The 11,833-nt window shown below is 63.6% G+C and carries 13 protein-coding genes; 1 reads left to right on the top strand and 12 read right to left on the bottom strand.

From position 1 onward, the window contains the following. Positions 1–27: 27 nt before the first annotated feature. Both MWN76_RS19540 and MWN76_RS19535 read right to left on the bottom strand, forming a co-directional pair. The gene (locus tag MWN76_RS19540) at positions 28–402 is read right to left on the bottom strand and encodes a hypothetical protein (protein ID WP_250464635.1); all 375 of its coding nucleotides are present in this window, start codon (positions 400–402) and stop codon (positions 28–30) included. A gap of 216 nt (positions 403–618) precedes the next feature. Then, entirely contained in the window at positions 619–2,532 is a 1,914-nt protein-coding gene (locus MWN76_RS19535; protein WP_250464713.1) for an acetoacetate--CoA ligase, read from the bottom strand. Between the two features lie 304 nt (positions 2,533–2,836). Here MWN76_RS19535 and MWN76_RS19530 point away from each other — a divergent pair, with 304 nt between their 5' ends. Beyond that, complete coding sequence (locus MWN76_RS19530; protein WP_250464634.1) at positions 2,837–3,739, top strand: LysR family transcriptional regulator; 903 nt, start codon at positions 2,837–2,839, stop codon at positions 3,737–3,739. Here MWN76_RS19530 and MWN76_RS19525 read toward each other — a convergent pair. The 10 genes from MWN76_RS19525 to thiO all read right to left on the bottom strand — a co-directional run bounded on the left by MWN76_RS19525 (position 3,715) and on the right by thiO (position 11,759). Then, positions 3,715–4,668: a hypothetical protein gene (locus MWN76_RS19525; protein WP_250464632.1), complete on the bottom strand. Its 954-nt coding sequence runs from the start codon at positions 4,666–4,668 to the stop codon at positions 3,715–3,717. The two genes, MWN76_RS19530 and MWN76_RS19525, sit on opposite strands and share 25 nt — an antisense overlap. Beyond that, positions 4,668–5,006 (bottom strand): PadR family transcriptional regulator, encoded by a 339-nt coding sequence (locus MWN76_RS19520; RefSeq protein ID WP_250464630.1) that lies wholly within the window; start codon positions 5,004–5,006, stop codon positions 4,668–4,670. Before MWN76_RS19520 ends, MWN76_RS19525 begins: the two co-directional genes overlap by 1 nt. Before the next feature lie 226 nt (positions 5,007–5,232). Further along, positions 5,233–5,703 carry a Dps family protein gene (locus MWN76_RS19515; RefSeq protein WP_250464627.1) on the bottom strand — a complete coding sequence of 157 codons (471 nt, stop codon included), beginning with the start codon at positions 5,701–5,703 and terminating at the stop codon, positions 5,233–5,235. 196 nt (positions 5,704–5,899) lie between these two features. Beyond that, positions 5,900–6,907 (bottom strand): Vgb family protein, encoded by a 1,008-nt coding sequence (locus MWN76_RS19510; RefSeq protein ID WP_250464625.1) that lies wholly within the window; start codon positions 6,905–6,907, stop codon positions 5,900–5,902. A 44-nt stretch (positions 6,908–6,951) separates the two neighbouring features. Continuing rightward, a complete protein-coding gene (locus tag MWN76_RS19505) occupies positions 6,952–7,326 on the bottom strand; it encodes a c-type cytochrome (RefSeq protein WP_250464623.1) in 375 nt (124 codons plus the stop codon). Between the two features lie 5 nt (positions 7,327–7,331). Further along, on the bottom strand, positions 7,332–8,084 hold the full coding sequence (locus tag MWN76_RS19500) for a HesA/MoeB/ThiF family protein (RefSeq protein WP_250464621.1): 753 nt from the start codon (positions 8,082–8,084) through the stop codon (positions 7,332–7,334). 42 nt (positions 8,085–8,126) lie between these two features. Beyond that, positions 8,127–9,683: a thiamine phosphate synthase gene (gene thiE, locus MWN76_RS19495; RefSeq protein WP_250464619.1), complete on the bottom strand. Its 1,557-nt coding sequence runs from the start codon at positions 9,681–9,683 to the stop codon at positions 8,127–8,129. Next, positions 9,680–10,486, bottom strand: a complete 807-nt coding sequence (locus MWN76_RS19490; protein ID WP_250464617.1) for a thiazole synthase — start codon at positions 10,484–10,486, stop codon at positions 9,680–9,682. The genes thiE and MWN76_RS19490 overlap by 4 nt, the downstream gene beginning before the upstream one ends. A gap of 2 nt (positions 10,487–10,488) precedes the next feature. Next, positions 10,489–10,686 (bottom strand): sulfur carrier protein ThiS, encoded by a 198-nt coding sequence (thiS, locus tag MWN76_RS19485; RefSeq protein WP_250464615.1) that lies wholly within the window; start codon positions 10,684–10,686, stop codon positions 10,489–10,491. Then, positions 10,686–11,759 (bottom strand): glycine oxidase ThiO, encoded by a 1,074-nt coding sequence (thiO, locus tag MWN76_RS19480; RefSeq protein WP_250464613.1) that lies wholly within the window; start codon positions 11,757–11,759, stop codon positions 10,686–10,688. The genes thiS and thiO overlap by 1 nt, the downstream gene beginning before the upstream one ends. Positions 11,760–11,833: the final 74 nt, after the last annotated feature.

The raw sequence follows: 11,833 nt of genomic DNA, 5'->3' as shown, positions 1-11,833 counted from the left end.
GGCTGACCGACGCGATGGGCGGGGAGTTCAGGGAGTCGGGACGGATCCGCGCTGCAGCGGATTGCAACCGCGGATGATGACGCGCCCCTCGAGCAGGTTGCCCTTGGAGTACTCGGAGAAGATGCACTGGTTGGTCTCCGGGTCGTAGTTCTCGATCCAGAGATTGTCTTCCTTCCAGGTGGCGCCGATATGGCGCTGGCCGTCGGGCACGGCGATGCGCATCACGCCGCCATAGCGCTTGACGAACACCTGCTCGTAGTGGAAGTAGTACGCCAGCCAGCCGCCGATGAAAATGACCGCGGCGACGATGGCGCCCATCTTGAGACTGCCCAGGCGACTGCCCGCATAGAGTGCCAGCACGACCAGGGCGATCACCGCCGCCCAGTAGAGATAAGTGACCATGGGTGCTCTTCCGTGAAGATTATTGATGCTTTGACAGTGAAGGGTAGCTCAGATTGGCGGCTAACTGAATGGCGTGTTTTTGTTTTTTAACGGTTGATTGACGTATCGGGGCCTTCGCGTCGGCTTCGGTGGTTTTCCCGAACCATCGACCGGGCCGGATGCAAATCCGGCGCCGATGCGAAGGCACTGACGTTGGCGGGTTTCTCAGTGGCGGGGTTACTCGTCCGCCAGCTCCGGAAGGTCTCTGTAGAGCTCCAGCGCCTCCGGGTTGGCCAGCGCCTCCCTGTTCTTGACCGGCTTGCCGTGCACCACATTGCGCACCGCCAGTTCCACGATCTTGCCGCTAATGGTACGCGGGATATCCGCCACCCGGATCACCCTGGCCGGCACGTGGCGCGGGGTGGTGTTGGCGCGGATGGTGGTGCGGATCTTCTGGATCAGGTCTTCGTCCAGTTCCGCGCCCTCGCGCAATACCACGAACAGCACCACACGCACGTCGTCGCGCCATTCCTGGCCGATGCAGATGCTGTCCAGCACCTCGTCCACCTTTTCCACCTGGCGGTAGATCTCGGCGGTACCGATGCGCACGCCACCCGGGTTCAGCACCGCGTCGGAGCGGCCGTAGATGATCACGCCGCCGTGGCCGGTGATCTCGGCGTAGTCGCCGTGGGCCCAGACGCCGGGCCAGTTCTCGAAGTAGGCGCTGTGGTATCTGGAGCCGTCCTCGTCGTTCCAGAAGCCGATCGGCATGCAGGGGAAGGATCTGGCGCAGACCAGCTCGCCCTTCTCCCCCACCACCGATTGGCCACCGTCGTTCCAGACTTCCACCGCCATGCCCAGGCCCCGGCACTGCAGCTCGCCGGCGTAGACCGGCAGGGTCGGGTTGCCGAGTGCAAAGCAGGAGATGATGTCGGTGCCGCCGGAGATGGACGACAGGCAGACGTCCCGCTTGATATCCCGGTACACGTAGCGGAATCCCTCGTGCGCCAGCGGCGAACCGGTGGACAGCACCGCGCGCAGTTGTTCCAGCCGGTGGCTCTCGCGCGGCTTGCGGCCGGATTTTTCCAGCGCGGCGATGTACTTGGCACTGGTGCCGAAGACGCTGATGCCCTCCTCGTCCACCATGTCCCAGAGACTTTCCGCCGCGGGGTAGAAAGGCGAGCCGTCGAACAGCACCACCGTGGCGCCGCAGGCGAGGCCGCTCACCAGCCAGTTCCACATCATCCAGCCGCAGGTGGTGAAATAGAAAAGCGTGTCGTCGCGCTTCAGGTCGGTGTGCAGCCGGTGTTCCTTCAGGTGTTGCAGCAGCGTGCCGCCGGCACCGTGCACGATGCACTTGGGCACGCCGGTGGTGCCGGAGGAATACATGATATACAGCGGGTGGTTGAAGTCCGCCTGTTCGAAAGTGAGCGCCCGCTGCGGCGCCGCACCTTCAAAATCGGCCAGGGTCACCGCGCGCCCGATATCGGCGATGGCCGCAGCCGTCTCGTCGGCACTTCGCGCCACCGGCACCACCACCATTTTGCGGATGGAATCGATGCGCGCGATGATCTCTTTCAGGCGCGGCAGCGAGTCGATGGTCTTGCCGTTGTAGAAGTAGCCCTCGCAGGCCAGCAGCACCTTGGGTTCCACCTGGCCGAAGCGGTCGAAAACGCCGTTGATACCGAAATCCGGCGAACAGGAGGTCCAGATGGCGCCGATACTGGCGCTCGCCAGCATCGCCACCACGGTATCGATGATATTCGGCATAAAGCCGGCCACCCGATCGCCCTTCTCCACACCCTCGGCCACCAGTGCGGCGGCCAGGCGCTCCACGCGCGTGTACAGGTCCGCGTAGCTGAGCTCGCGGCGGCCGCCGTTCTCCAGCCGCTGCACCAGTGCGACCCCGTCGTCGCGATAGCGCAGCAGGTTCTCGGCGAAGTTCAGCTTCGCATCCGGGAACCACTCGGCACCGGGCATGGCGTCGCGGCCGAGTGTGCGCTCGCCGCGCCGGCTGGCGATCACTTCGCCGAAGTCCCACAGGGTATTCCAGAAGTCCTCGCGCCGGTCGACCGACCACTGGTACAGGTCGGCGTAGTCCGCCAGCTCGAGAGCGTGGCGCTCGTTGACCAGGCGGCGGAACCGGTCCATCTGCGTGGCCTGTATGGCTTCGGGGCTGGGCTGCCACAGGGGCTGGGCGTTGTTGCTCATCTCGGCTGACCTGTCTCTTCGTTATTGGTAGATGGTTGACCATTATTAGCCTAGTTGCGATGCGGGCAATCATGCCTTGGTCTGAAAGTTAAGACTATTTTAAACTTTCTTATATTTGTTAGATTTTATTTAATATTGGATTTTCGCCCGCAGGAGCCTGCCCTGCAGGCGAAAAACGGGGCCATGGAGGCCAATCACCTGCAGGCATGCTCCTACAGAGAAGTGTTATTCACCGGAGAGTTCAGTGAGCGCCACCGTCAAGCAATTGCGCGCCTTTGTCGCCGTCGCCCGCACCCGCAGCCTGGCGGAGGCCAGTGCGCAGCTGCATATCTCGCAACCGGCACTGTCGGTGGCGATCCGCAACCTGGAGGGAGTGGCCGGCGGACCGCTGTTCAACCGCGACAGCCGCCAGTTGGCGCTGACGCCGGAGGGGCGGGAGTTCCTGGCGCGCGCCGAGCAGTTGCTGCGCAACTGGGACCAGTCGCTGGATGCGATCCAGCAACGCTTCCGGCTGCAGCACGGCCAGCTGTCACTGGCGGCGATTCCGGCCTTCGCCCTGAACCGGTTGCCGGCACTGCTGGCACAATTCCACCACCGGCATCCGGATATCAATATTGTGCTCGAGGATATCGTCATGGAGCGGGTGATCGACGCGGTGCAGGCCGGGCGCGCCGAGCTGGGGATCAGCTTCTGCCCGGACGACCTGGGCGGGCTGGAATTCGCCCCCTTCGACCGGGATCGCTTTATCGCCGTGGTGCCGCCGGATCACCCGCTGGCCGGGAGGGAGGCACTGCGCTGGCGCGACCTGGCGAAGGCACCGTTTATCGCCATGAACCGCGGCTCGGCGGTGCGCCGCTGGACCGATGGCGCCTTCGCCCGCTGCGGCGCCGGCGCGCGGCTGCTGTGCGAGGCGAACCAGCTCAGCACCATCGGCCAGTTGGTGAAGGTGGGGCTCGGCGTCAGTGCGGTGCCGAGCCTGTGCGGGGCACAGATGCGCGACTACGGCCTGGCCTGCCTGCCGCTGGCCGGGCCGGTGGTGGCCCAGGAAGTGGGGGTGCTGCTGCGCAGCCGCGGCGCCCTGTCGGCGCCGGCGGCGGCGTTTCTGGAGCTGGTAACCGGCACTCAGGCAGGCGCCGCCGATGCATAACCGCTGTGCCGGTAGCGCAGCCAGCAGCGGCTCAATTCGAAAGCGGTGATGGCAAAGTCTGCGGCGATAATCACCTGCCAGGTGCCGACCGGCATATCCCAGTGGCCACCATCCCAGTGCACGCTGAAAACGCTGTCGAGCGCAAACAAAGGTACCAGTAGCAGCAGCCAGTAGACGTGCAGCGCGCCCTCGGCCAACAGTTTTGTGTGCGTCCAGAAGGGACGCGCGAGTTTCGCCAGCGCCATCAGGATACTGAGCGCCACCCCCAGGTTCAGCCACGGCAACAGCGCCCGCAGCGCGTCGCCAAACACGAAGGTGGCGCTGCCAATGGCCGGCACTGCCGGCGCAAAAAAATCATTCAGCCAGCCCATCAGCAACACCATGGCCACCAGCTGCACAGCGCTCTCGAACTGGCTTATGCGTTTGCCGCCGGCGGCCACCCGCGGCAGTTTGCGCGGATCCCACTTGCCGAAGACATCGCGGTAGCTGATGCCCTCCCCGGCAATATAGAAAGACAGGGTGATCCAGGCGAAGCTGTGCAGCGCAGCGTTGTAGGTACCCGCCAGCCACTGCAGGGCGACACCGCTGAACGCCGGTTCACTCTGGCCGATTAGGCCCAGCAGCGCGACCACACCATTGGCGATCACGATCGCCAGCAGTACCCATTTCAGCACCAGGATGTAGAGCGGAAACAGCGTTTCACTGACCAGCACCCGGCGCGGCTGGTAGGCCGCGGCCACCTCCATCGGGTGGCCCTTCTGTTTCAGCAGCGCCAGCACCTCCGCCTCCGTGGGCTCGCGCCCCAGGGATTCGGCCATATCGTCACACTGGTCCCGCAGGCCGGAATAGAGTTCACTGCCGATATCCTCCCGCTGCCCGCCGGGCAGGTAGGTCTTTACGTTGTCGACATAGCGTTGCAGCCAATCCATTACACTGTCTCCCCGAGTTGTTCGACGGCGCCGTTGAGCTTGCGCCACTCCGCAGCCATCTGTTGCAGCGCGGTTTCACCGTCCGCGCCAATCCGGTAAAAGCGCCGCTTGCGGCCATCTTCCTGCTTCCACTCGCTGCTCAGCAGGCCCTGGTCCTCCAGCCGCCGCAGTAGCGGGTAGAGAGTGCCCTCGTCTATCTCGAGCCCGCGGGCGGCCAGGTGTTTGCGCAGTGAATAGCCGTAGTGGGGCCTGTCCAGCGCCCGCAGCACCGCCAGGATCAGCACCCCGCGGCGCATCTCCATCAGCAGTTTGTTCAGCCGTTCCGGCGCAACTGTCATCCTGGCATCTCCATACTGTGTGTCACACAGTAACTACTGTGTGCCACACAGTATGGAATTGCAAGTCCATTTTTCGATGACGGTAGCGGAAAAGACAGGTTCGGATCGAACAGCCGCCGGACGGCGGCTCGCCGTGAAAGCGGTGAAGGGATAGTGGAGGAAAGCTTTGGAAAGGCGGACAACCGGGTCGCGGGGCGTATAGCCCCCCGCGACCGAGTCCCGAGTATTATTTCGACATGGCGCGCAGCATCCAGGCTGTTTTCTCGTGCACGCTCATACGGTCGGAAACCAGCGCGATGGTGGACTCGTCGTCGCCGTCCTGGGCCGCCTTGAGCACGTCGCGACAGGTCTTGACCACCTGCTCGTGGCCGCGGGTCAGGGTTTCGACCATTTTTTCCGCCGCCGGCACATCTTCGACCTCCTCGATGGAACTCAGCTTGGCGAATGCCTTGTAGGTACCCGGCGCCGCGACATCCAGGGTGCGGATACGCTCGGCGATATCGTCAACGGCTTCCGCCAGTTCGGTGTACTGCTCCTCGAACATCAGGTGCAGGTCGCGGAACAGCGGGCCGGTTACATTCCAGTGGAAATAGTGTGTCTGCAGGTAGAGCGTGTAGCTGTCCGCCAGCAGGCACTTCAGGCCCTCGGCAATCGTCTCGCGATCCTTGGCACCAATACCGATATCGATCTTGCTCATAGATTAACCTCTTGTCTCCGTTCTTGGTCGGGTTCCGGGAGCCAGTAGACTCAACTGGCCTTTAGAATAACGCGCCTGACAGCAATTGAAAATTTATTTAATTGCTGGAAACAATTGAGAATGGCTATAACATTACTCTCTCACTGGCGCCCTTTTCCCCAATCGGAAAATACTACGCACTGGGCACACAAACGGTTCATTCCCGTGGCTGCCCCTGGGCCAGATAGCCGGTATCGACGCCGAACCAGAAACTGCCATCACTGGAATTAAAGAACATATGGCGCACATTGCCACCGCTCGGTAGCGGGCTGACGCTGATGAATTTTTCCGCTTTGATATCGAACGCAAGAATGCGATTGGGAATGACTCCCGTATCCGCAATCCACAGCCGTCCGCTGTCATCCAGTGCCGTGCCGTAGGGCCGCGGTGTCTCTCCGGGCATACGCCATTCGGTAAATGCCCCCGAATCCGGCTCGAAGCGGCCGAGATAACCTTCTGCGTAGTCCACATACCAGATGTGGCCATCGCCATCGATTTCAAGGCGGCGCGGGCGGGCGTCGGCGCGAGGCAGTTCGAATTCGGTCAGTTCCATCGTCTGCGGATCCACCATTGCCAGCCGGTTGCTGCCGAACAGTGCGATCCAGGGCCTGTCCTGTGCATCCATTTTGATGCCGTAGGGACGTGCCTGCGCGACCGATGGCGCCATGGATTGCACTTCGCCCGTCCCCACATCCAGCAGGCCGATGCGGTTGCTGTGCTGGGCGGTAAACCAGATGTTGCCGTCGCAGTTGAACACCAGCGTGTGCGGATCCTCAATCACATCCGGCATCGCAAACTGCCTGATCTCACCGCTGTCCGGGTCCAGGCGGCCGATCTGTGCATTGCGGTTGCCGGCGTACCAGACCCGGTTTTTGTCATCGACAATCAGGTTGTGCGGGTGGGTTCCATCGGGAATCCCGAATTGCTTGAAAATACCGCTGGCAGGGGAGAAACGGCCGATATAGTTGCCGGCCTGGCCGCAGAACCAGACATTGCCGTCGCCATCGACAAACGGATCCCGCGGCCGCCCTTCCCAGGGGACTTTCCACTCGTTCAGGGACAGTTGATCCGGCAGCGCCGGATCTTCGGCAACCGCGCCGGCGGAGAGGAACAGCGCAAGCGAAAACAGGAAAGTCACACGATACAGCCCGGAAGAAGCACACATGGCCTGCCCCTGCGATCGAAACCGGAAAATTAGAGGAGACGCCCTCAACCCGACGGGGTCGATGCGCCCTCGCCTGCCATCAGTTTAATCAGTCGGGCGAAGTCTTCCTCGCTGCAATCGAAACACAGCCCGCGCGGCGGCATGGCGCGGTAACCGTTGATGGCATTGGCCACCAGGGTGTCCATGCCCTTTTCCAGCCGCGGCGCCCAGGCCGCCGTATCACCGGTGCGCGGCGCTCCGCCGACACCGCTGTTGTGGCAACTGTAGCAGGTGCGCAGGTAGACCGTTTCGATATCGCCACCGGCGGCCGCCCCGTCGGCGAGCTCCGCGCCGGACACCTCTTCCTGCGAGCAGGCGGCAAGCTGCAACACTGCCAGCATCACCGCCGCCAGAGAAAGACCGTTTTTCAGGAAATGCATTGTGATTATTGTCGACTGCAAACCGGGCAGTCATTATTACCCTGCAGTTGCAGGGACCGCAACTCGAGGGACTCCGCCTCGAACAACTGCAATCGCGCCAGGCTCGCCACCGGCAGCCCCAGCAGCATCTTGATCGCCTCCAGCGCCTGCAGGCTGCCGACCACCCCCAGCGCCGGGCCCATCACGCCGGCCGTGGAGCAGTTTTCCACTTCCGCGCCGCCGCCCGGGGGAAACAGGCAGGCGTAGCAGGGCGATGGCTGCGTGGAAAAATCGAAGCTGATCAACTGGCCGGAAAAGCCGCGCACCGAGGCCATGACCGCGGGCGTCTGCCGCTCGCGGCAGGCGCGGTTGATGGTGTGGCGGATTTCCAGGTTGTCGGTACAGTCAAGCACCAAGTCGATCCCACCCAGTTGGTCCGGCAGCCAGGCCCCGTCTGCCATGCGCTCGTGCGCATACACGCGGATTTCCGGATTGGCGGCCACCAGTTGCTGCGCGGCCACCTGCGCCTTGGGTTTGTCGCGGTGGTTGGTCCGGTAGAGCACCTGGCGCTGCAGGTTGGAAATTTCCACACGGTCGCCGTCCACCAGGTGCAACTCGCCCACACCGGCTGCCGCCAGGTAGAGGGCCGCGGGGCTGCCGAGCCCACCGAGGCCCACGATCATCACCCGCGCTTTTTTCAGTTTCTCCTGCCCGGCTTCACCGACCTGGGGCAGCATTATCTGGCGGCTGTAGCGCTGTCGTTCTTTTGAGCTCAGCATGGTGTCACGACTCGAATCCAAATCTGTGCGAGAGCAGCCCCCCTACATTGAAGGGGGCTGCCATTCGTTCGCCAATAATGCCTGAAATTCCCGCACGGCCGCACGGTAATTTTCGGCCTTTGTTACCGCACTGACCACCGCGATACTGCCCACCCCGGTCGCTGCCACCGCCGGCGCCCGCTCCAGGTTGATCCCGCCGATGGCCACCAGCGGATAGTCCGGCAACAGCGCGGCCATACGCCGCAGTTTTGCCAGACCCTGTAGCTGGCCGCTCATATCCTTGGTATCGGTGGCGTATATGGCGCCGATCGCCAGGTAACTGGGGCGGTAACGGTAGGCCCGCAGCAGTTCGTAAAAGCCGTGGGTGCTGATACCCAGTTTCAGCCCGGCACCCTTGATCGCCCACAGGTCGGCCGCCTGCAGATCCTCCTGCCCCAGGTGCACACCGTAGGCGCCGCATTCGATCGCCAGTTGCCAGTGGTCGTTGATGAACAGGCGCAGGTCATGGCGCCGGCCGATCTCCACGGCGCAGCGGATGATGTCCCGCAGATCACTACCGCGGTGTTTGATCCGCAGTTGCAGCGTACGCACTCCCTGTTCGGCCAGCTTTTGCAGCCACTCGACCGAATCCACTACCGGGTAGAGGCCCAACACACGATTATCCGGCGCGGCGAAACCCTGCGCAAAAGCCTCCGTGTCACCGCCACGACCGTAGTATTGCCCGCGCCTGTCACCCGGCACCAGTACCTGCGGGAAGTCCTGCAGATCGTCCGGCCAGCCGCAGTGCCCCACCGGACCGGCGCCGCGGCCGATGTCATCACCGTGTCCAAGCCGCAAGCCGCGCTGCACATAGGCCTTGGCCACCACGCAGGCATCCCGCAGCGGATAGCCCAATGCCAGGCAGGCGGCGATGGCGGAAGACAGGGTGCAGCCGGTACCGTGGGTATTTGCGCTGCTGATCTTGTTGCCGATAAACCAGTCGGCCCGCTCGCCATCCCACAGCAGATCGGCGATCTCCCCCTCGGCCAGCTCACCGTGGCCGCCGGTTACCAGAACGGCGGCGCAGCCGCTCTGCCGCACTTTCTGTGCCGCGTCGATCATCGGATCGGCGCCGGCGACCGGCAACCGGGCGAGCCACTCCAGCTCGTGCAGATTGGGGGTGACCAGGTCACACAAGGGAAAAAGCTCGCCGGTCGCGGCTTCGGCGGTACTGCCCTCGGCCAGCGCCGCGCCACTACTGGCCACTGCGACCGGATCGTAGACGACCGGGACTTTTTCAAGCCGCGCAAGCTCGCGCAGGAACCCGGCCACGGCCCGCACCTGGCCGGGATTGGCGAGCAGGCCGATCTTGATCGCGGCCGGGAACAGGTCCCGCTGCAGCGCGCGCAGTTGCGACCGCAGGGTCTCCAGGGAGACGGCGTTGATCGCCATCACTTCGGTGGTGTTCTGCGCGGTATTGGCGGTAATCGCGCTGCAGCCGTGACAGCCGAAATCGCTGAAGGTGAGCAGATCCGCTTGTATGCCGGCACCGCCACCGGAGTCGCTGCCGGCGATCGTCCAGACGATGGGCCTGGCATTTTCCTGCGTGACAGCACTCATTCCTGCGGCACCCGATCGGCCTGTTGCCAGAAGGGCATGTCCAGTGTCGGGGTGCTGGGGCTGGCGGTCTGGCGCTGCAGCATCAGGCCGGCGGCAAAAGCGCAGCGGCCGGACTCGATCGCCAGCCTGAAGGCCCGCGCCATCTGCACCGGATCCTGTGCCTTGGCAATGGCAGTGTTCAGCAGCACCGCATCGTATCCCATTTCCATCGCCTCGGCCGCCTGGGACGGAGCCCCGATACCGGCGTCGACAATCAGCGGTATATCGGGCAAACGCTCGCGCAGTGTCCGCAGGTTGTATTTGTTCAGCAACCCCAGGCCGGTGCCGATGGGCGCGCCCCAGGGCATCAGCACCTCGCAACCGACGTCGAGCAGCCTGCGGCAGACCAGCAGATCGTCCGTGCAGTAGGGCAGCACCCTGAAACCGCGTTTTACCAGTTCCCGCGCCGCCTCCACCAGGCCGTAGGGGTCCGGCTGCAGATTGTAGTCATCGCCGACGACCTCCAGTTTGAGCCAGTCGGTGTGGAAAATCTCCCGCGACATTTCCGCCAGCGCGACGGCCTCCCGCGGTGTTTTGCAGCCGGCGGTATTGGGCAACAGCCGACAGCCCGATTCGCGGATATAGTCCCACAGCATTTTGCCCTGCTGCTGTTCCGGACCCTGCCGGCGCAGGGACAGGGTGATGATCTCCGCCCCGGACTCCCGCACGGACTCGCGCATGACGGCCGGCGACGGGTAGAGGGCGGTTCCAACCAGCAGCCGGCTGTCGAATCGTTTGCCGTAAAGTTCGAGTTGATCGGACACTTTCAGCCCCCCACGACCGGTGCGACTACGTCCAGGCGATCGCCGTGTTGAAGTTGTCTCTGTGTGTACTGCGCGCGCGGGACAAAATCGCCGTTGACGGCCACGGCAAATGCCTCGCCGCTGTAACCCAGCTCTTTGAGCAGCGCGGCCAGGTCGCCCGTATCCGACACTTTGTGTTCGCCGTTTACTTGTATTTCCATCACGCCACCTGTAAAAACTGTTCCATGATTTGTTTCTCCACTTTCAACGCCAGTGCCGGCGCCAGCAGATAGCCGTGCCGGTAGAGGCCATTTACCCGCACCAGCCCCGGTTCACTGTAAACATACGGCAGGTTGTCCATGGTCGCCGGCCGGCAGTTGACCCGGGTTTCGACGATGCGCGCCTCGGCAAAGGCGGGGTGCAGCGAATAGAGCGCGGAACACAACTCCATCGTGGAACGCACCGAGATCGGCGACCGGTCCTCGCTCTCGATTTCCGTCGCGCCGATCACGGTGCGGTTGTCACCGCGCGGTACCGCGTACAACTGGTAGCGCGGATGCAGCAGCCGCACCGGGCGCTGCAGCGGCACTTCATCGGTCTCCACCACCAGCACCTCACCGCGCACACCCCGCAGGCCGTCGATATCCCGCGCGGCACCGAGCCCCCGGCAGTCGATAACACAGTCGAACAGCTGTTGCCCGCCGCGATGTTCAATGGCGTGGTCGCGACACACTACCGGCGTGCGCTGGTGGAATTGCACATCCTGCTCTCGCAGTACATCGAGCAAAACCGGCAGCAGCCGGCGGTTGTCGATATCGCCCTCGCGACTCAGGAACAGACCCTGTTCGAAATTCTCCAGCGCCGGCTCCAGTTGCCGCAGCCCGGTCCGGTCCAGTTGACGCAGATGCTCGTCCGCACTGTCGCCCAACTTGGCCTGTAGCTCCCGCTGGAACTGTTGCAGTTCGGTTCTGTCCCGGCCGTGGGCGACCAACAGGCTGCCGGCGCTGCGGAAAGCCACCGAACGTCCACTGAGCGCTTCCAGCTCCCCAGCCCATTCCACCCAGAGCGCCAGGCTCTGCACACCGAGGTCGTAAATCTGCCGCTGGCTGTGCACCAGCTCGGACAGCGGCGAGATCATGCCCGCCGCCGTCCAGCAGGCCCCGCTGGGGGACGACAGATCCCCGGCCTCGAACAAGCTGATATCCAACCCCCGCCGCACCAGCCGCCAGGCCAGCAAGCGGCCCATCAGGCCGCCGCCGGCGATGGCGATTCTGGGTGCTCGATTATTTGCCACTGATCCGTTGTCTCAAAAATTGTTTTTAACAAAACCACCCGTCACAGTCGTCATCCCGGACACGGTCCGGGATC

The sequence above is a fragment of the Microbulbifer litoralis genome (genome assembly GCF_023634065.1).
Lineage (GTDB): Bacteria > Pseudomonadota > Gammaproteobacteria > Pseudomonadales > Cellvibrionaceae > Microbulbifer > Microbulbifer litoralis.
The sequence above is the reverse complement of the archived record's forward strand: the minus strand, read 5'-3'. Positions and strand labels throughout refer to the sequence as shown.